Consider the following 20,835-nt stretch of genomic DNA (forward strand, 5'->3'; position numbering starts at 1 on the left):
CCTACTGTCGCTTAGTAGCAGATTGTGGGAAACGATCCCAAAGAGGCGCAAGAGTTACTTATATTTTCTTACATCAGTCTTAATAAACCTTCCCGCTTCAATACCAAGCATTAAATGACTAAATTCCGAGATATGAAGATGGCCATGAAGGACATGAAAATCAACAAGTCCTCGATATTCTCCCAATACATCCTCACTGTCTATATAGAAATCGGACAGCTTGGTAATTTGTCCTTTTAGTTCCCTCGGAATCGAACTGGAAAATTGATGGACTTGTGGACGTTTTGGTATATCCAATAAAATAAACTTAATTCCATTCTGAGAGGTGAAGTCGTGCATACGTTCAATGAGTTTTAATGATAATTCTGTTGAATAGCTATCTAACACACCTTGGACAGGAACGGCATACTCGGTCTTTAGTTCCGATGTTGCTTTACTATACAAAAGACGCTTTCCTATTTCCCAAGCACTATTCATTGCAAATGCATATAAATATGAATTTTCAGAAAGCCATCTCAATGGCGCTATTTCATTAATTACATTTAAAATTTTCACACCCGGTATGTGTTCTTTTTTTGCCTCTACCAATTCATCATTCTTTATCTTGAAAAGGCCTGATTTTATGTTGTCTTCAAAATCGTTGGCATAGAATCCTAAAACCACATAATCAGGCTTATACTTGATCCCTTCGTTTTCAAGGAACACAAGCGCCTCTGCGGTACTAAATCCTGAAACCCCGGCATTTATAACTTCGGCGTCTATCGAAACAGTTTCCAGGTAATCCTCAATAACTTTAGCGTATGTTTTGTCTTGGCGAACCTCGAATCCTTGAGTATGGGAGTCTCCAAGTGTTATTACACGAACCTTTCCATCATCCTTCTTATAATCAAAGTCGCTATCATTTCTAAAACCATTATTATTAATGTTAAATCGCCAACTCCCGTCAACACTAGTATGCCAAAACTCGGTATTTGGTCTCAGCTTACGAATCGTATACTCACCATATTTTGCCTCGGTATGATATCTATTAAACAATACGATTTTATCACCGAATAATAATCTGACCCCAAATTCGCTAATAAGCAATACGACTGTTACTGATACAATAAAAAGCAGAATATTGTCACGCAATCGTCCTTTCACGTTATTCTTGTTAACACTGTTCATATCATCTCCACTAATTCTGACTGACTATTTCCCAAAGGGGCTGTTAACGCTATCTGGATGCCCAGCGCTAGTCGAACAGTGTTAACAAGTTCGAGCATCAGGTCGGCCAATCAATGCACTCATAGTATCTGTTCCCACACCTTACTTACATTTGCAACTTCGAGCTTTTCAGAGACACGTCTTGCAGATTCAGAAGCTTGTGCGTAATATGACTCATCACCCAACAAGTGCGATATTTTTTCAGCAAAAGCTTTTGCCGTGCGCTCTTGTACTAAAAAACCATTCTCGCCATCAACAACCATGTCTCCCAAATCCCCGACATCAGAAACAACCACAGGTAAACCGCACAACATTGCCTGAATCATAGCCTGAGAAAGCCCCTCTGAATCCGAAGTAAGAGTGAATACTTTAGATTTTTTTAGCCATTGATCGACGTGGCTCTGCCAACCTGCAAAATGAACATTTTCTTTTACGCCCAACTCATCTGCCAATGTTTCAAGTGCACTTCTAATTGGCCCATCTCCCACTATGACAGCGGAAATATATGGATAGGTGGATTTAAGTTCTTTTACAGCTTCCAGTAGTAAATCAACTCGTTTAACCTCAGAGAGTCGTCCTATAAGCACTAAATCATATTCAGGCACAGATGATGATGGAGCAAAAACAGCGCCGTCAAAGCCACCGGGGACTATTTCGAATCTAGTCTTGACACCATTTTCCTGGAAGTAATGAACAGCAGTTTTTCCCATAGTTATCACAAGATAAAATTTATCCACAGCCTTCAACAAGTATCTCTCAATACGCTCATCAGGGTGGTGAATTCTGTTGAAAATCCTATTTTCGGTCTTATAGCCGCCACCCAGCACTTCCCGAGGCCCACCGCCACAAATATATATTGACCTTGCACCGATTATCTTGCCTAGTAACGCCACAACCAATCCATTGATCAGGATATGAAATCCTGCCACAACCTCAGGTCGGGTTTTGATGGCCACCCAAGCAAACATCAACAAACGTGAAGGCACGGTTCCAATTGTTTTTTTCAGCAATGGGGGGGGGTAGATAGCCTCCACATTTTCCATTTGAGGAACTTCGGATGTGGCAACCATTATTACTTTTTGGCAGTTTTTTGCTAACGCCATTGGTACAAGATGCGTCGAAAGCCAGTGATCAGAATAAAATGTACCAGTAATGAGAATTACATTTTTCCCATTCAATGGATATCTCGTTTTTTTACCCAACTTTTCGGCGGCATACATCAACATCATATAAACCAACATAGTTAGTCTGAGAAAAAAACGATATACAGTCAATCCAAACGTTTTCATTATTCCTACTGGTATATTTATTGTGGTCACAAAAAATAAAATCAAACAATCTCTGCAAGACGTAAAATTCCAGGTAAGCCTGTCAATCCAAGTATCCCAGTTCTCGGTTTTTTTCACCGGCTATTTCAGAAAATAATTTTAAATCCTTCTCGCTCAAGCTTGTTTTCCATCGTTCGTCCAAAACAACTTCATTCGTCTTATCCAGCCTCATCCCATTCCCAATCACATGGTGCTCAACATTGCGAAAATTCTCAATTCTTTTTGATGGATCCACTCCAATAAAACGAAAAATCTTATTCAAAATTTCATCTGGATTAGTGCACAAATCTTCATATCTTATCTGTATCCATTGATCATCGTTCAAAGTTCTAATGACTGCCTCAGCTTCCTCATTGCTTCTCAACCATTCCCTTGCTGCCTCATGCATCTGTTTCTTCTCATGATCTCTGTTTCCTCCCATGCCCCCACAACGCATTTCTGCATTTTCCGCATCAGCAAAATTTTCCGGGTCAATATACGTTAACGCCACAGCTCTGCCATCTCGCACAATCCTGATAACCTTTATTTCAATTGATTTGATCCGCTTAATAAACTTGTACCTCAAACCAATCTTAGAGGAATCTACAATCTTGTCAGTTCCGGCGACTTCTGAAACTGAATGAATAAGATCTTCATTTATCTTTAATTTTTTTGGATACACTCGTCTCCAAGAGGGACTGAGCCATAAAGCAGCATCTCTCACCCATTCGAGCCATATCCCTCGATAGAGTGGCCCAAGTAATTTCCTGACAAAATATCCACCTATCTCCTTAAAGTCCGTACCCGCTTCAGCTATTTTGAAATCATAGCCCTTAGTCTTCATGCTGTGATTTACTTTTTCCCAAAAAACGCACTCTTTCAGTAAAGTCCGGCATGAGCATCGGTACTTATCCACATTCCCCAATGAAGTAACTTTTAACTCACCAGCAGTATAGACATCGGAATGCGAGTTAAGCAGCATCGCTGTAAGCGTGGATCCCGAATGGCTGGCGGCCATTAGATATACAAGTGTTATTTTTCTGCTCATTTCAACCATAGCCTGCTATCAACTTCGCTCTCTAACTTTATATCGGGGTATTTTTTATCCATTTTCTTGCGCTGAACATATACTCTGAGCGCTAGAAAGATGGCGCACCACATCCCGACAGATCCTTCTCTTGGATAAAATGTTTGGCTTCCCAACGATGCTATCAGTAGTGCAAGTAACAAGGAAAGCGAAACACCACCTACAGCTACAATAAAGTTACTTCTTGTTTCACGAAATAAACTTATCGAAATTTTCAAAATCGCCACAAAGAATGCCGCCATAACCAACAATGAAATAATACCGTTGTCCAAAGCCCATTGAAAGTATGCGTTATGCGGGTGGGGAAAACTTTCCTGGAAGTTAACCATCAAGTGTTCGGAGATGCCGATATTTTGCATCGCTTCTCTCCCATAACCGATCCATGGCGCATTTATGATTTCATCGATAACAAAGGGCCAGGCAACACTTCGCCCCGATGTAACCGTATACCAACTGATTCCACCAGACGCATCATATCCAGCCAACCCCTCCTCTTCCAAAATCACATTCGTATCATGAGTCTCGGCAGTAAATCCCTGCAACATTCTGTCTCTAGCCTGGGGTATAAGAGCAATGATCAGTACCAAGACAAGCGGACCAACCAATAAAAGTTTCCGCCATTTCAGGATACTAAGAATAAGTCCAATCAGACCCCAAGTCGCATATCCTGTTCTTCCACCCGTAAGTGCATCAGCAATGAATACGATAAGACTTAAACCCCAAACCAATAGAGATCTTGACTTTGAAGCCATGACTATGCGCATGGAAAAAATCGCCCAGGATGCACCAGCAAGCATCATAGAAAGGTTAACCCGATGAAAACCTACATCTTTAGAAAGCACTTTCTGGCTTCGGTGCTCTAAGGCCTCGGCATCTGCGATTTGCGAGAGTGGCATATGCTGTATTACTTGCAAAGCCAACACAAAGTACACGAGCAGAATCGCGGTTAACGCCCAAAGGGCCCTGCTTTTACTATTACATCCGTCATAAAGTAAAATCGCCGGGACTAGCCATTTCAGTGTATTTATCAGGTATTCAGAGATCAACTGCATCTCGGTAGGAATTTCTCCACCGATAGCAATGGCGTATTGCAGTATTCCTTCGCTATCAAAATAGAGTCGAAAAAAACCAATTAACATAACGGCTATATACAATACAAGGAAGGCAGTGATCTTGCCCGGCATATCCCACAATAAATTCTCGCGCCTGCGACTCGACACCCAACCCAACAATACAAACAATACGGTTACATTCCAGACGTTAAGCCCCTGGATATCAAAAAGGCTTTTCGGCATATCGGGATGCTGCATAACAGCCATAAGCGCGATCAAGCCACATAACGACTTGTACCAATCTTTAAATGCATAGAGGCACAAGAATGTTATTAGCAGATAGAGTAAAGTTAATCTGATCATATATAATCTGGGCCAAGACTAATTAAGCATTAGTCAAATGGAGCTAACCAACCCTCGTAACGAGAAAAAACAGGCATGCAATCCGCACATGAATCATGGGTATGTGTCAAAATTGATAGTGTCATCTATTCCAATGCCCGGCACGTCTACAATAGCTTGCTTTATACTGGCTCTGTCAATCATCTTCAGGTCAAGCACAGGCGAGAAGACGATGCTCGCGGGAAAACTCATATCAACAGGATTAAAAGCTTTTGGAGTTTCGTCAAAGCCAAGCCCACTAATTTTCGTGGTATGAATAAGCATTTGTTCTATCTATACTCGATAGAGTATGAGTTTTGTTTGAATTTCAGATAGAAGAATCTCTATCCCATCATCCTAAAGTTTGTCAGAAATACTCTATAATCTAGACTTTAAATATACTTTTTTATTCATACCAGACTTGCATCATTAATCACGGCTAATTTTTTCTTTTATCAGCAAGCGAATGAAGGCAATGTTTGTAAATAAATAACGCTTCCAAAGGCGCCTTGGCTCTTGCTTAACCCGATACAGCCACTCAAGACCCAGTTTCTGCCAACGTTCGGGGGCGCGCTCAACCTTACCCGAATAGACATCGAATGAACCACCGACTCCATGACAGACTGAGACACCCATGTAGTCCATCCACTTGGCTAAAAACTGCTCTTTCTTAGGTGAGGTCATCGCTACCAAAAGAATATCGGCCTTTGAATTCTTGATATCATCCGCAATTGTCTGCTGCTCCTCCTCTGAATAATAGCCGTGGTGTCTGCCGGCCAGTATCAAACCCGGATAGTCACGTGCGATATTTTCCTCGACCTTTTTGGAGACCTCTTCGGTAGCCCCGAGGCAGTAGACACGATAACCATGTGCCTTACCTCTTTCGAACATGCCAAACATCAGATCAATCCCGGTGACACGCTCAGGTAGTGACTGACCCAACATTTTGCTTGCCAACACCACAGCTGCTCCGTCAGCAAAAATGATGTCGGATGAGAGCACATCTTCACGCAGCGCGGGGTCACGATGCATGTTTACGACCTTAGCAGCATTCACCACACCAATCTGCAATGGTTCATGTTGAATAATTGCATGGTGGACAGTATCGAGCGCCTCTTCCATGCCCATGGATTCTACAGGGATACCAAACAGGTTTATCTTTGCAAGTGAGGTCATCTTCAGGCCATTTCGTAATAATTAAACAATGAGGCGGATATTAAGCAGATACAACGTCAGGCCTGGTACAGGCAGCAACGCAGGAATTTTCTCAGCATTGACAGCCCTAGACAGCACCACTTCCCTTGAGAACAATCGGTATGGTTAATAAGAGAATTTTCAGGTCAAGCCAGAGCGACCATCCATCGATATATTTCAGATCCAGTTCCAGCCATTTTTCGAAAGGCAGGTTACTCCGACCTGAAATTTGCCAGATACAGGTCAATCCGGGTTTCACGCTGAACCGCTTGCGTTGGATACCTGTGTCGAATAATTCAACATCACGCTGCGACATTGGGCGGGGACCTACCAAGCTCATATGGCCGCGTATTACATTCAGCAATTGCGGGAATTCGTCAAGACTCGTCTTGCGGATAAATTCACCCACACGAGTTACCCTAGGATCCCTTTCTATTTTAAAAATCGGTCCCTCCGCCTCGTTCAGATGTTCTATCTCTTTCATCTTGGCCTCAGCATCCACTACCATCGAGCGGAATTTGAGCATGGGGAACAGGCGCTTACGCAAGCCCACCCGATGTTGGACGAAAAAAACCGGGCCACCATCATCTAGTTTGATGGCAAGCGCAATTAATCCCATTACAGGCAGAATGACAGGCATGGCAGTCAGCACAATTATCAGATCCATCAGGCGTTTAGCGAGTAGCATGCCTTCATTCTGCGCGACAGGGTCAAATGTCAACAGCGGGATGCCATCGAGGTCCACCAGCTGCGTGCGGGCAACTTCCAGCTCAAAGACATCTGCCATAAATCGGAAACGAACACCCTGCTCTTCGCAGGCACTGACAATCTCCTCCATGTGACTCAAGCGGCTGCGAGGCACTGCCAAAATCACCTCATCGATTACCTGGCTGGTCAGGATCTCCTGTATTTTATCTGCGGTGGCGAGCACTTTTGCACCCATCACTTCATCACCGACATGCTTTGGATCGGTATCGAGGTAACCCACAATATCAATGCCCCACTCGCTATGGCGATTCAACATTTCCGTCAGACGCTGGGCCCTCTCACCCACACCGATAATCAGTACCTTCAGAAAATTTTCGCCCTTTTGAATCGAGCGTCTGAAATACCACCATTTGAGACCCGCACGAACGCCGACAAGAACAACAATATCGAACATGGCAAATATTGCCACCAGGGGACGGCTGACAAACTGCACCTTGAGCAAAAAAAGCAATCCGATAAGTATTGCAAGACTGATCCCCAAAGCCTTAACCACCATCCAGGCATAAGATGGAATGGAGACAATCCGTAGTCCCCTGTAGGCGCCAAAACGAGAGAGGAAATACCCCAAGGGCACCCAAACGAGTGGCACCAAGGCAAAATGGGATATCAGATCGGCACTGGCGCCAGGAATGAATATCTGACGCAGACGATATGCCAGCAGAAACACCAATAGCGTTAGCAGAATATCAAGAAGGTACAATAACCTACTTATTTCCCTTGATTTTTCGTCAAACATTTAAAGTCTCTTTTCAGCACCTTATTCCATGCCAGCCAATCAATTGATCGATATTGAATCGACAACCTCACCCTGCGCGCGCGGGCAATGATCAAGCTGTTAATAATCCCATGTACACCCGCAGAACATCAACTTCATCGGGGTAAGCAATAGTGGCGAATTGTATTCCTTAACCAGCGGCAATATTGAGAAGACGATCTCCCATTCAGTCACTCGGAGTGACTATTGGTAAAATAGTGTTACAGAGCATCCCAACTTCAAAGACCCGCACTCCTTCAGCGACCTGAAATCAAATTACTTTAGAAAAACTGCCTTTTGACTCCTTGGAATTCAGGTAGGCGTCAAACTGCATACAGATATTTCTTATCAAGAGTCTTCCTCTCGGCAGGACATCGATGCCTCTCTCTGTGAGATCCACCAGCCCGTCTTCTGCCATCCCACTCAGGTTTTCGAGCTCTGTGGCAAAATAACTCTGGAAATCGATTTCCCATTGGGCGTTGACGGCAGCGAAATTGAGGGTGAAATGGCAGATCAGGCGAGTAATGACATCCCGGCGAATCTGATCGTCCCGATTCAGCTCCACCCCGCGAAAAACCGCGAGTTTTCCCTGGTCGATGCGATCATAATATTCATCCAGTGTGCGTTTATTTTGTGCATAGGTCGGCCCGACCATGCCGATGGATGTTGCGCCTAACGCCACCAGATCACAATCCGCATGGGTGGAGTAGCCCTGAAAGTTTCGATAGAGCGTACCGTTCCGTTGGGCAATGACCAACTCATCATCAGGCTTGGCGAAATGATCCATGCCGACATAGACATAACCTGCCCCAGTGAGCTTTTCGATGGTCATCTGGAGGATATCGAGCTTCTCCTGTGGGCTTGGAAGCTCAGCCTCATTGATGCGCCGCTGGGGCTTGAAGCGTTCCGGCAGGTGCGCATAGTTGAAAACGGAGAGCCGGTCAGGGTCGACTTCCAGAATCTGATCCAAAGTCCCTTCAAAACTGCCGAGGCTCTGAAACGGCAGGCCATAGATCAAATCAATGCTGATCGACCGAAAACCCTCATCCCTGGCCGACTGCAGGACACTCAGCGTATCCTCTTTAGACTGGATACGGTTGACCGCCTTTTGCACACTCTCCTCGAAATCCTGCACTCCCAGGCTCATACGGTTAAAACCCAGCTCACGCAACACCTTGATGGTATCGCCCAAGGCCTCCCGGGGATCTATTTCTATGGAGTACTCACCACTGTCATCATCGAGCAGCGTAAAGTGTTTGCGCGTCTGCCGTACCAGCTCACGCATCTCATCATGACTGATAAAGGTGGGGGTTCCGCCACCCCAATGCAGCTGCTCAACCTTGCGGGAGCGGTCAAAAAGTGCCCCCTGCATCTCCATTTCTTTGTAAACCCGCTGCAGGTACTTGTCTGCAAGGCTTCGATCCTTAGTCGCCACCTTGTTGCAGGCGCAATAGAAACATACCGTGTCGCAAAACGGAATGTGGAAATAGAGCGATAGCGGATCACCGGAAGCATTGCTCTCCTGGGCAACCCGCCGGTAGTCGGCTTCTCCAAAACCCTCGTGAAACTGTACGGCTGTAGGATAGGAGGTGTAACGCGGCCCGCTCTGATCATATTTTGCGATCAGGTCAAGATCGAAGACAATTGATTGATCCATAGTTGTTTCTCGTTTTCAGCCTGAGGCTTTTCAGTCGTTGGATGCATTCACATCGATCCCCTTGCGATGCGTTTCATTTATCTGCCGCAACAGCACGGCGAAGGGAATGTCGTCAGCGTGCCGGTTTACCATATCCATGAAAGGCAGATCTTCCCGTCCAAAATGGTATTCGCCATCGACCATGCTCTGCTGGATCGTCGTGATCCCCTCCTCCAAGTGAGCCAGAAAGGCGGGGAAGCGTTCCATCTCCTCCAGCTCGTACTCCATACAGCTGCGAAGATCCTGCACCTCAAACACGGCTTGCCTGATCCACTCCACATACTCTTCAGCACTTCGGGCGCGCTGCAAACTCATCGATTATACTCCCTCGCAAGCCGTCAAAACGTCTCGCGATATCTGACCAATTCTTCGGCTGTAAACAGAAAAACACCGTCTCCACCACGCTCGAATTCGAGCCAGGTAAACGGAATCTCAGGATAGCGTGCCATCAGCGTCTCCGCGCTGCTTCCCACTTCAATCACTATGATACCCCAGGACGTCAGATGACTGGAGGCCTCCCGCAGAATCCGGGCGACCAGCGCCAGCCCTTCCTCGTCAGCCGTCAATCCGAGTCGGGGTTCCCGGTGATACTCCTCCGGCAACTGATTCATCTCTGACTCACTCACATAAGGCGGATTGCATACGATCACGTCGTACTGACGGCCGTCCAGGGCGGAAAAAAGGTCAGACTGTACGACTTCGACCCGATCACCCAAGTCATGTTCCGCGACATTGTCCGCCACCACCTGTAGTGCCTGGTCGGAAATATCCGCCAGATCCACCATTGCATCCGGCAGATAGACCGCTGCAGCAATGCCGATACAGCCGCTACCACAGCAGAGATCGAGTACCCGGGAGATGCGACCCGCCTCGATCCAGGGTTCAAATTCATGCTCCACCAATTCAGCAACCGGAGAACGGGGCACCAGTACATGCTCGTTGACGATGAACCGCAGCCCGGCAAACCAGGCTTCACCGGTCAGATAGGCAGCTGGGAGACGCTCATCTATGCGACGCAGCAGCAGCAGGGTGACATCTGTCTGTTCCGCCTGGGTGAGGCGACTCTGAAACCAGCTGCCGGGAAAATCGGGAGGCAGATGAAGCGCATGCAACACAAGCACTGCAGCTTCATCAATCGCATTGTCCGTACCATGCCCGAAAAACAGATCCGCTTCATTGAAACGACTTGCGCCCCAACGGATGAAGTCGGCTATGGTCTGCAAAGATTGCATTCGAGTGGCAGTGCCTGGAAAAATGCGTGAATCATAGCCCATTAACCCGGATTTCTCACCAAGATTTAGATTTTTGGGCAATCTGAATTTTGAATTATTTTCCACAAACAGAAACGGGCTGCCGAAACCGGAGGTTTCAACAGCCCGCTAGCCACTATCCCTGACAATCTGTCAGGGCTATGAGTACTCAGGAATAGATCAGGCCGCGCGGGAACCCTCATCGTTGACGACGCTCAAGTGTGCCGCTTTGTCGGCTTTCTTATGTTCCCCACGCCGGATCAGATCGCCGAGGGAGATTTTGGTCAGAAAATCGAAGATTTCGCTACTCAAGTCATCCCATAGGGAGTGGGTCAGACAGCGCTCACCTCCACTGCAGTTCTTACGACCGCCGCAGCGGGTAAATTCCACCCACTCATCAACAGCGCAAATGATATTTGCAATTGATATATCATCGGCATTGCGGCCGAGATAGTACCCGCCACCAGGACCGCGAACACCTCGTACGAGCTCTTTTGCACGCAAAGAGGCAAACAACTGCTCCAGATAGGATAGTGAAATACCCTGATTTTCAGAAATTTCAGCCAGAGTCACCGGACCATCTGCACCATTCAGTGCCAGATCCAACATGGCGGTAACTGCATATCGACCTTTTGTTGACAATCTCATCTTTATCTCGCTCCTAAAATGCGCAAACACATTTCCTACTAATTTACTTGGTAATAAGATTAGCAGTAACCAAGTAATTTAGTCAACTTTTAAACCACACTTTTTAGAGAGATAAATCCCAAATCGATTAAAAACAGGGAAAAAAGCTATTCAGAAATACGCTGCCGGAGGGCTTCGAAGAGACAAACCCCGGTGGCAACCGAGACATTGAGGCTCTCTACAGCCCCCAACATGGGCAAATGAACCAGGGCATCACACTGCTCGCGGGTCAGTCGACGCATACCCTTGCCTTCGCCACCCATAACAATAGCCAAAGGCCCTTTGAGATCCGCCTGGTAGAGTCCGGCTTCCGCCTCACCCGCAGTACCGACAAGCCAGACCCCCTGCTCCTGCAGCCACTTTAAGGTGCGCACAAGATTAGTGACCTGGACAAAGGGAACCGTTTCAGCCGCGCCGCTGGCTACCTTGCAGGCCACCGGCGTCAAGCCGACAGAACGATCTCTGGGGGTTATCACGGCATCTATCCCGGCAGCATCAGCGGTGCGCAGGCATGCACCAAGGTTATGCGGATCCTGGACACCATCAAGCACCAGCAGAAAAGGGGCACTATCAAGATCCTCCAGCAGACGTTTGAGATAACCTTCATCCCGCACCGCCGGTGCTTGGGTAAAGGCAACCACACCCTGGTGGTTTTCACCACGGGAGAGCGCATCGAGTTCGGCGCGTTCAACCTGTACGACACCAACCCCGCCCTGCCGTGCAAGGCCCAGGATCTCTTTTATTCTGCCGTCTCTGCGACGCGCCTCGACCCGAACCCCGGTAACCGCATCGCCATGCTTGAGCGCGGTTCGCACTGCGTGCAGGCCGATGATCAGCTGGGATTGAGACACAGTCAGCTATTAGCCCTTTTACGGGGTCTACGCCGACGTTTCTTCGTGCTCTTCTCAGTTTTCTCTTCAACTGGCTGGGTCGGCTTATTCTGAGACTTATTGCTCTTGCGGCGAGATTTTTTCGCTGACTTTTGCGGTGCTTCTTCTTCCGGCGCCAAGACGAAGTCGATCTTACGATCATCCAGATTGACCTTCGCCACCTGGATGCGCAAGGGATCACCCAGACGAATCACCTTGCCCGTTCGTTCGCCGGAAAGTCGATGCCCTACCGGGTCATAATGGTAGTAATCATTATCCAGAGCAGTGATGTGAACAAGGCCATCCACATAGATATCCTTGAGCTCCACGAACACACCAAAAGAGTTGACGCTGGTGATAATACCGTCGAAGGACTCTCCCACCTTGTCCATCATGAATTCGCACTTCAACCAGTCAGTGGCATCACGGGTCGCTTCATCGGCACGGCGCTCAGTGCTGGAGCAGTGCTCGGCTATACTCTGCAATTCGGATTTGGTGTAGAGAAAGTTATCCGCCGAGCCCTTCTCCCCCAAGTGCTTGAGTGCCCGGTGTATCACCAGGTCCGGATAGCGACGGATCGGCGATGTGAAGTGCGTATAAGCGGGAAACGAAAGGCCGAAGTGGCCCACGTTATCAGAGCTGTAGACCGCCTGCCGCATGGAGCGCAACAGCACGGTCTGGATCAGGTGAGCATCTTCACGTCCCTTGATGCCATCCAGCAGCTTGGCGTAGTCAGCCGCCGTCGGCTTGTTGCCGCCCGGCAGACTCAGGCCCAGTTCCCCCAGGAACTCCCGCAGATCGGTGAGTTTCTCTTCCGCAGGCACCTCGTGGATACGGTAGAGCGCCTGCAACTTCTTGCGCAACAACAAACGGGCTGACGCCACATTTGCCGCCAGCATGCACTCTTCGATCATGCGGTGGGCATCATTTCGGTAGACCGGCACAATGCACTCAACCCGGCTCTTCTCATTAAACTCAATCTTGGTCTCGGTGGTATCGAAATCGATCGCACCCCGCTCCCGCCGTCCTGCATTCAAAGCTTTGAATAGTTGGTGCAATTCGTGGATATGGGGCAGCAGGTCAGCGTATTGTCCGCAAAGCGCCTCATCCCCGTCGAGCATTGCGGCCACCTGGTCATAGGTAAGACGCGCATGGGAGTGCATCACAGCCGGATAGAACTTGGAACGGGTAATCTTTCCACTATCGTCAACATAGAGCTCGCAGGTCATGCAGAGCCGATCAACTTTGGGATTAAGAGAGCAGAGGCCGTTGGAGAGCACCTCCGGCAGCATCGGAATCACCCGATCAGGGAAGTAGGCGGAGTTGCCGCGCTCACGACCCTCGACATCCAGAGCACTGCCCGGACTCACATAGTGAGAGACGTCGGCGATAGAGACCAGCAGTTTCCACCCTTTCGGCTTACGTTCGCAATAGACCGCATCGTCAAAGTCGCGGGCGTCAGCACCATCGATGGTGACCAACGGCAATTTGCGCAGGTCGGTGCGGCCTTTCTTTTCCGCCTCCAGCACCTCGCCGGAGAGTCCGGCGATCTGCGCCTCCACGTCATCCGGCCAGGCGACGGGTATCTCGTGGGCACGGATGGCAATATCCGTCTCCATGCCCGGCGCCATGTGGTCGCCAAGAATCTCGGAGATGCGGCCAATGGGCTGAGTGCGCTTGGTGGGTTGATCGAGGATCTCAGCCACCACCATCTGACCCTGGGCAGCACCACTGAGTTCGGTGCGGGGAATGATCACATCCTTGCTCAGACGTTTATTGTCCGGCACCACAAAACCCACCCCGGTCTCCTGGTAGAGACGCCCCACTACGCTGTGGGTATTGCGTTCCAGCACCTCCACCACGGAAGCTTCCAAACGTCCTCGCCGATCCAGACCTGTCACCCGCACTACGGCGCGGTCATCGTGGAACAGGGAACGCATCTCTCTGAACGAGATATAGAGATCCTCGCCACCATCATCCGGCTTGAAGAAACCGAATCCATCTGCATGTCCGATCACCCGGCCTGCGATAAGGTCGCGGTTGTTGACGATGCAGTAGTTTTCCTTGCGGTTTCGCACCAGCTGACCATCCCGTTCCATGGCACGCAGGCGGCGGCGTAACGCCTCCAGCTGATCCTCACCCTGCAGATCAAGCTTCTTGGCGACATCGGGAAGATTCATGGGGACGCCATGTTCCTCCATGGTCTCCATGATGAACTCACGGCTGGGAATAGGATTATCGTACTTGCTGGCTTCCCTAGCTTGATGGGGATCCATCTTACCGGCGGACTTATTAGGTTTGCGTCTGGCCACTATCTCGTTTCTTTACTGACTAAAAAAAGGCATTTTAACAGCATATGGCAGGCAAACCCTACGGGTAATATCAATCGGTTGTTTATTTAAAGTATCCTTGTGGCAGAAAAATCGAAAAGAAACCCTGAATGAACATCCATACCCTACAGATCATCCTGCTGCTGCTCGCCATTGCGGTGATCACAGTGACCCTTTTCCGGCGCTTCCACCTGCCGCCGATTCTCGGATACCTGATCGTCGGTATTCTGGTTGGACCTTTCGGCATCGGTTGGGTGGCATCCACTGAAGATACCCGCTTTCTGGCAGAGTTTGGGGTGGTGTTTCTGCTGTTTACCATCGGCCTGGAATTTTCCCTGCCGCAGATGATCGCCATGAAGGGCTCGGTGTTCGGTTTGGGCGGTAGCCAGGTCCTGGCGACCGGCGCACTGGCCACCGGCATTGCTTGGGCATTGGGCATCGATCTCAACGCCGCAATCATCGTTGGCGCCATTCTGGCCCTGTCATCCACCGCCATCGTCACAAAACAGTTGTCGGAACAGCTGGAACTCAATTCGGAGCACGGTCGACTTGGCGTCAGCATCCTGCTGTTTCAGGATCTGGCGGTCATCCCGCTGCTGGTGGTGATCCCAATCCTGGCCGGAACCGGTGACCAGGGCATGGCGGTGCCGCTGTTGTTGGCCCTGCTCAAAGCAGCCTTAGTCTTCGTGGTCATCATGGCGGCCGGTCACTGGCTGTTGCGGCCACTGTTTCATGAGATCGCCAGGGCCCGCTCTGCCGAACTCTTCACCCTCACCGTACTGCTTGTAACCCTGGCAGCCGCCTGGCTCACCCATGAAGCTGGCCTGTCGCTGGCCCTTGGCGCCTTCCTGGCTGGCATGATGCTGGGAGAGACAGAATTCCGCCATCAGATCGAGGCCGACATACGTCCCTTCCAGGACGTCTTTCTCGGCCTCTTCTTTGTGACAGTTGGTATGCGCGTCGATCTGCTCTCACTGCTTCCCATCCTGCATTGGGTGCTGCTGCTCGCCGCCGCGCTTATTTTGGTTAAAGGCGTAATCATCCTTGGTCTGGTCCGCGCCACTGGCAATTCGATGTCTCCTGCATTTCGCACCGGCGTTCTGCTGGCGCAAGGCGGAGAGTTCGGTTTCGTGCTGCTGGATCTCTCCCTGGAGTCCTCCCTGCTGCCCGGCCCTGTCGGGCAGATACTTTTTGCCTCGATCATTGTCAGCATGACGGCATCACCCTTCCTGATCCGAAACAACGGCCGCCTGGCAAAACAATTTTGCACCCTGCGCAATTTCAGCGATGAGGTTCAGATCATCGGCGACCTGGCGGAAGAGACAGAACAGATGGAGCAGCACGTCATCATCTGTGGATATGGCCGTATCGGGCAGAACCTTGGGCGTCTTCTCGACCACGAAGGTTTCCCCTACGTGGCGCTCGATCTCGACCCAACTATCGTCAGAGAGGCGCATGAAGCCGGTGACCCGGTCCATTTTGGTGATGCGTCACGCAGTGAAATCCTCGATGCCGCCGGTCTCAGCCGCGCCAGCGTGGTGGTACTCAGCTTCGAAGACCACGCCTCAGCGATGAAGATCCTGCACCGGTTACAGGAATTCCGTCCGGAACTCCCGGTGCTGGTGCGCACCCGCGATGATACTCACATGGATGAACTGGAGGCCGCCGGTGCCACCGAGGTGATGCCGGAAGCGGTCGAGGCCAGCCTGATGATGGGGGGACAACTGTTGCTGCTGCTCAAGGTTCCCGGCTCCCGCATCTTCAAAATCATGCGTGAGATTCGAGAGAACCACTACAAACTGCTGCGTGACTTCTTCCATGGGGAAGAGCCTCTGGATATGGAACACGATGAGGCGTTCCAGGAGCGCCTGCATACAGTGACCCTGCCGAAAAAGGCCTTTGCCGTGGATCACACTATCGAAGACCTCCACCTCTGGGACTGGGAGGTCAGTGTGACCGCCGTCAGGCGTGGTGGCATTCGTGGAGAGACTCCCGCGCCCGAAACCCGTCTGCAAAGTGGCGATGTGCTGGTGCTGGCGGGTACGCCCAAGCATCTGGAACGTGCAGAGGGGCTGTTGCTCTATGGACATTGAAACAGACTCCACCCTCTTCTATATCCACGACCCGATGTGCAGCTGGTGCTGGGCGTTTCGACCTGTGCTCGCACAGCTGGGTGAACAGCTGCCACCTGGTGTAAAACTGCAAAAAATACTGGGCGGTCTGGCTCCGGACAGCGATGACCCGATGCCGGAAGAGATGCAGCAGAACCTTCAGGCCACCTGGAAGCGAATTCAGGAGAAGCTGCCGGAGACCCGCTTCAACTTCGATTTCTGGCAGCAGTGTAAACCCCGCCGCTCCACCTACCCGGCCTGTCGGGCGGTGATTGCCGCAGGATTGCAGGGCGCGACTTTCTCCGAAGCGATGATTTTGGCCATCCAGGAAGCCTACTATCTTTATGCACAAAACCCCTCCGACAACAAAACGCTGATCCAACTTGCCGGCAACATCGGGCTGGATGAACAGCAGTTCTCAGAGGCGCTGGAATCACCGGCCACCCATCGACTGCTGGAAGAGGAGATCGAAAGCAGCCGTTCAATGGGGGTTCGCAGTTTCCCGGCCCTGATCCTGCAGCAAGGCATGGGATTCTGGCCCATACCTGTCGACTACCATAGTGTGGAACCTATCCTGGAAACCCTGGATATGGTACTTGATTGACTTTCCCGCCGAAGAGGATAAAACTCCGCCGTCATGCTGGATCGAGAAACACTAGAAAAGTACCGCAGGGACATTGTCTTCGATGCCCGTCTGCGGGATTTGCCCTTTGTCTTCCACACTACCTGGGGACTCTTCTCCCCTCGCGATATAGACGAAGGCACCCGCTTGCTGGTGGACCGGCTGGAGATCGAGGCGACGGATAACTGCTTCGACCTCGGTTGCGGTTATGGCCCCATCGGTCTGCTGATGGCCCGCCTTGCCCCACAGGGTCAGACGCTGATGGTGGACAAGGATTTTATCGCCGTGGACTACAGCAACGGCAATGCCGAAAGAAACGGCCTGGACAATGCCAGAGCCAAACTCAGCAACGGCTTCAATCAGGTCGACCCCAATCTGCGTTTTGACGTTATCGCATCGAACATCCCGGCAAAGGTGGGCAAGGAGATGCTCAGCCTCTATCTTCATGACGCCCTGGCAAGGATGAATCCCGGCGGCCGCCTCTATCTGGTCACCATCAACGGCCTGCGCCAGTTTATGAAGCGCAATTTGAGCGAGGTTTTTGGTAACTATAAGAAACTCAAACAGGGTAAGTCCTATACCGTGGCTTTTGCCCGAAAGGAAGGTTAAGCCCGTTTGCCTGCCGCCAGCACTTTAAGGACATGGGACACCGCCACCAAACCGAAAGTGGCGGTCACCGTCATGGCCGAACCATAACCACCACAGTTGAGCGAACCCTCCCCCCTACCCGGCTTGGTATCGCAGACACCTCCAGTCTCATCGGGGTATGTCAGGTTTTCAGTGGAGTAGACACTTGGCACATGGAAACGGCGTTTTGACTCAGCAGCCGGATAGCCGTATTCCCGCCGCAACAATTTGCGGGTCTTGGCGAGCAGCGGATCCTGCCTGGTGCGACTCAGGTCAGCAAGGCAGATACGGGTTGGATCGGTCTGTCCACCTGCACCACCGATTGTAATCAATCCCACCCGCTGGCGGCGGCATGCAACAATCAGCGCCGCTTTGACCCGAAAGCTGTCGATACAGTCGATGACATAATCGAAGTCGCCGTCCGTTATCAGTTCGAGATTATCCGCCTCAATGTAGGACTCGATGATGGAAACCCGGCAGTCAGGGTTGATCTCAGAGACCCGCTCCGCCATGGCTTCGACCTTAGCCATCCCCAGCGTGGTATCCAGCGCATGGAGTTGGCGATTGATATTGGATTCCGCAATATGGTCGAGATCGACCAGGGTAATGGCGCCAATACCACTGCGGGCAAGCGCCTCCACAGCCCAGGAGCCTACGCCGCCGATACCAATCACGCAAACATGAGCCGCAGAATAATTTTCCAGGACCAACTGACCATAGAGCCTGCCAATACCACCGAAACGGCGCGAATGATCCAAACGAACCTCCAGGATTCGAACAACCTATTCCTGGGCATTTTCTCATAAATGCTGAAGCGGGTTCGAGCACAGATTGACATCACTGTCGCTTACACGCACTGTTTAGCTCCCTGCAATCACTGCACTGGAGGCACAGATGCAATTCAGTTTTCTCCGTCCCACCATAACACTCTGCATCCTTCTCGGCAGCATCTGTCAGCCTGCCCAGGCACTGGAGTTGCGTTGGCTTCAATACTCTCCCGTACGCTACTTTACCGACAAGGACTGGGACATGATGAAAGAGACGGCCCGAGAGCTGTTCAACAGTGGAAAGGATGGTGACAGTGCGGCATGGGAAAACCCGGAATCAGGGAACCAAGGCAGCTTGAAGGCTCTGTCAACCATGGAAAAAGGCGGCACCACCTGCCGTGAAGCAGAAATCACCAACCAAGCCGGAAAACGCAGCGGCACTTCAAGATTCACCTTCTGCCGACAAGCCGACGGCACATGGAAAATCTCGCGTTAAGTCAATAGGATGAGGCTGACAAGGAATTTTCCATGTTATTAGTTCTACTTTGTCAGATTCCATCACCCGGCAACCGACTGTTCCAGCGTCTGTTTTCGATATTGGGAGTCGATAGCCGCTTGTCGTTTACGATGCCGTTTCGTCATTTGCCGTAGTATTTCATCGCGTTCAATATCTCGCCGTGGCAGGAAGGCACGCAATAGCGATTCGATGTCTGAACAACTGAGTAAGGGGTGATCATCTTTTTGCACAATTCGCTCTTCGAGCATGAATAACATCGCCATCATGACCAAGGCCATATGGTGATGCCAGGATTTCCATTTACGGGCCTGATAATCAGCAAGACCTGATTCACTCTTACCATCCTGGAACGAACGCTCAACCCAGAACCGCTGCGCCTGCATCTTTGCAAGACAATGGGATGGCGTTTCTTCCGGTGCATTCGACAAGGTGTATTTAATCGTCTCCGGTGAATTGACCTCTCGTCGTACAATCAGGTGCCATTGATGTGCCTGGGCTTCTTTTCCATCCCAAAGCCAAACCCGATGATGCAGGATCTCGACGCGCAGTTTGCCCTTGCTGCTATCCCGTAATACCACTTGCTGCCACTCGCTGTCCCGTTGCTCATTGAGCCACTGGTCAACGCGCAGACGGGCTGCCTGGGCTTGCAGACGACTTCGACGACGACCGCGCGTTGTCGTGCTCTCCGGTATGAACGGCTGTGGATCTTCCAGGTAGACCTGTTGGTCTTTGTGGATGTCCACCACAAAGGTTTCACCCATCGCCTCCAAACCCCTCAGAAAAGCCGGATCCTTCCCGTATCCCCCATCTGCACCCACCCAGGCAAAACGCAGGCCAAGCGTCCTCTGATGACGCACCATCTCCAGCGCCAACTCTGACTTGCTTTGATGTTTCCGTTCAACTTCCGGGATACCCGCCTTGCGACAGCGAGCCGGGTTCGATACCCACTCTTTGGGTAGATAGAGACGTTCATCTATCAGCGTGGACAAGTGCCCTTTACCCAGTGCTGCGAATACACCAACCTGGCAGTTATCCACCTTGCCCTGGCGGCCATTCCATTGGCGTTTAACCCCCACTGAATGTTTACCCTTCTTGGCAAGGCCACTCTCATCGAGCAACAGACAGGTATCCGCGGTTCCACCCAGCCATTGATCGGCTTCCAGCGCCACTTGGTCTAACACCGCACGATGATCCCACGGGGACTCGGTGAGCATATGCTGGAGACGCTGATCATCTGCGCCTGCAACCACCTCTTCCATGCGTTCCATGTTCTTTCTCTGCGCTTGCATCAGGCCTTTGAGATAGTGTGTGACCGGTTGAAACACCGACCTCGTCTTGCTTCGAAAATGGGATTCAAAGCGGTACTGGAAACGTTGGAATCGCTCCGCTATGCGATCGATTCTACTTATGCGCGTATCAGGTAATTCAAATGACCTTGGTGCTTGTCATTTGATGCTCTTCCTTACGATGATTGCCAAGAAATTCACAGCATATATTTTATATTATTCAGTGAGTTACTTATAGATCTAATCTGACAAAGTAGAATTAGTCTGGCCATTACCGGAATTAAAGTTTTTCGCGTAGTGGTCGAATATAGTTTTGATAGCTAT

Annotated in this window: 19 protein-coding genes; 5 read left to right on the forward strand and 14 right to left on the reverse strand. The window is 50.3% G+C overall.

The window, feature by feature from the left end; translation table 11 throughout:
- Positions 1 to 54: 54 nt before the first annotated feature.
- From HPY30_01925 to HPY30_01940, 4 genes are all read right to left on the reverse strand, one after another.
- The gene (locus HPY30_01925; GenBank protein QYZ64858.1) at positions 55 to 1,167 is read right to left on the reverse strand and encodes a hypothetical protein; all 1,113 of its coding nucleotides are present in this window, start codon (positions 1,165 to 1,167) and stop codon (positions 55 to 57) included.
- Between the two features lie 119 nt (positions 1,168 to 1,286).
- Positions 1,287 to 2,612, reverse strand: a complete 1,326-nt coding sequence (locus tag HPY30_01930; protein ID QYZ64859.1) for a glycosyltransferase family 4 protein — start codon at positions 2,610 to 2,612, stop codon at positions 1,287 to 1,289.
- Complete coding sequence (locus HPY30_01935) at positions 2,578 to 3,561, reverse strand: hypothetical protein (GenBank protein ID QYZ64860.1); 984 nt, start codon at positions 3,559 to 3,561, stop codon at positions 2,578 to 2,580. The genes HPY30_01930 and HPY30_01935 overlap by 35 nt, the downstream gene beginning before the upstream one ends.
- Positions 3,558 to 5,015: an O-antigen ligase family protein gene (locus HPY30_01940; protein ID QYZ64861.1), complete on the reverse strand. Its 1,458-nt coding sequence runs from the start codon at positions 5,013 to 5,015 to the stop codon at positions 3,558 to 3,560. Before HPY30_01940 ends, HPY30_01935 begins: the two co-directional genes overlap by 4 nt.
- Positions 5,016 to 5,090: 75 nt before the next feature.
- Between HPY30_01940 and HPY30_01945 the strand changes: the two genes are divergently transcribed.
- A complete protein-coding gene (locus tag HPY30_01945; protein QYZ64862.1) occupies positions 5,091 to 5,369 on the forward strand; it encodes a hypothetical protein in 279 nt (92 codons plus the stop codon).
- 93 nt (positions 5,370 to 5,462) lie between these two features.
- Here the strand turns inward: HPY30_01945 and HPY30_01950 are convergent, their stop codons facing one another.
- From HPY30_01950 to rnr, 8 genes are all read right to left on the reverse strand, one after another.
- Complete coding sequence (locus tag HPY30_01950) at positions 5,463 to 6,209, reverse strand: WecB/TagA/CpsF family glycosyltransferase (protein ID QYZ64863.1); 747 nt, start codon at positions 6,207 to 6,209, stop codon at positions 5,463 to 5,465.
- 106 nt (positions 6,210 to 6,315) lie between these two features.
- Positions 6,316 to 7,731, reverse strand: a complete 1,416-nt coding sequence (locus tag HPY30_01955) for a sugar transferase (GenBank protein QYZ64864.1) — start codon at positions 7,729 to 7,731, stop codon at positions 6,316 to 6,318.
- A gap of 289 nt (positions 7,732 to 8,020) precedes the next feature.
- A complete protein-coding gene (gene hemN / locus HPY30_01960) occupies positions 8,021 to 9,406 on the reverse strand; it encodes an oxygen-independent coproporphyrinogen III oxidase (protein ID QYZ64865.1) in 1,386 nt (461 codons plus the stop codon).
- 30 nt (positions 9,407 to 9,436) lie between these two features.
- On the reverse strand, positions 9,437 to 9,760 hold the full coding sequence (locus tag HPY30_01965) for a general secretion pathway protein GspF (GenBank protein ID QYZ64866.1): 324 nt from the start codon (positions 9,758 to 9,760) through the stop codon (positions 9,437 to 9,439).
- A 23-nt stretch (positions 9,761 to 9,783) separates the two neighbouring features.
- Positions 9,784 to 10,677 carry a 50S ribosomal protein L3 N(5)-glutamine methyltransferase gene (gene prmB, locus HPY30_01970; GenBank protein QYZ64867.1) on the reverse strand — a complete coding sequence of 298 codons (894 nt, stop codon included), beginning with the start codon at positions 10,675 to 10,677 and terminating at the stop codon, positions 9,784 to 9,786.
- Between the two features lie 198 nt (positions 10,678 to 10,875).
- Entirely contained in the window at positions 10,876 to 11,343 is a 468-nt protein-coding gene (locus HPY30_01975; protein QYZ64868.1) for an Rrf2 family transcriptional regulator, read from the reverse strand.
- A 146-nt stretch (positions 11,344 to 11,489) separates the two neighbouring features.
- Positions 11,490 to 12,233 carry a 23S rRNA (guanosine(2251)-2'-O)-methyltransferase RlmB gene (gene rlmB, locus HPY30_01980; protein QYZ64869.1) on the reverse strand — a complete coding sequence of 248 codons (744 nt, stop codon included), beginning with the start codon at positions 12,231 to 12,233 and terminating at the stop codon, positions 11,490 to 11,492.
- A 2-nt stretch (positions 12,234 to 12,235) separates the two neighbouring features.
- Positions 12,236 to 14,563 (reverse strand): ribonuclease R, encoded by a 2,328-nt coding sequence (rnr, locus tag HPY30_01985; protein ID QYZ64870.1) that lies wholly within the window; start codon positions 14,561 to 14,563, stop codon positions 12,236 to 12,238.
- 128 nt (positions 14,564 to 14,691) lie between these two features.
- On the opposite strand from rnr, the gene HPY30_01990 reads away from it, so the two are divergent.
- From HPY30_01990 to HPY30_02000, 3 genes are read left to right on the forward strand one after another with little or no spacing between them, the layout of a single operon-like run.
- Positions 14,692 to 16,674 (forward strand): potassium transporter, encoded by a 1,983-nt coding sequence (locus tag HPY30_01990; protein ID QYZ64871.1) that lies wholly within the window; start codon positions 14,692 to 14,694, stop codon positions 16,672 to 16,674.
- Positions 16,664 to 17,296: a DsbA family protein gene (locus HPY30_01995; GenBank protein ID QYZ64872.1), complete on the forward strand. Its 633-nt coding sequence runs from the start codon at positions 16,664 to 16,666 to the stop codon at positions 17,294 to 17,296. The genes HPY30_01990 and HPY30_01995 overlap by 11 nt, the downstream gene beginning before the upstream one ends.
- Before the next feature lie 33 nt (positions 17,297 to 17,329).
- Positions 17,330 to 17,923: a methyltransferase gene (locus HPY30_02000; GenBank protein ID QYZ64873.1), complete on the forward strand. Its 594-nt coding sequence runs from the start codon at positions 17,330 to 17,332 to the stop codon at positions 17,921 to 17,923.
- Here HPY30_02000 and tcdA read toward each other — a convergent pair.
- Complete coding sequence (gene tcdA, locus HPY30_02005; protein QYZ64874.1) at positions 17,920 to 18,699, reverse strand: tRNA cyclic N6-threonylcarbamoyladenosine(37) synthase TcdA; 780 nt, start codon at positions 18,697 to 18,699, stop codon at positions 17,920 to 17,922. The two genes, HPY30_02000 and tcdA, sit on opposite strands and share 4 nt — an antisense overlap.
- A 136-nt stretch (positions 18,700 to 18,835) precedes the next feature.
- On the opposite strand from tcdA, the gene HPY30_02010 reads away from it, so the two are divergent.
- Complete coding sequence (locus tag HPY30_02010) at positions 18,836 to 19,204, forward strand: hypothetical protein (GenBank protein ID QYZ64875.1); 369 nt, start codon at positions 18,836 to 18,838, stop codon at positions 19,202 to 19,204.
- 62 nt (positions 19,205 to 19,266) lie between these two features.
- On the opposite strand, the gene HPY30_02015 is transcribed toward HPY30_02010, so the two are convergent.
- Positions 19,267 to 20,514: an IS701 family transposase gene (locus HPY30_02015; GenBank protein ID QYZ64876.1), complete on the reverse strand. Its 1,248-nt coding sequence runs from the start codon at positions 20,512 to 20,514 to the stop codon at positions 19,267 to 19,269.
- Positions 20,515 to 20,835 lie beyond the last annotated feature (321 nt).

This window comes from Gammaproteobacteria bacterium (ex Lamellibrachia satsuma), from assembly GCA_019623805.1.
Lineage (GTDB): Bacteria > Pseudomonadota > Gammaproteobacteria > Chromatiales > Chromatiaceae > QGON01.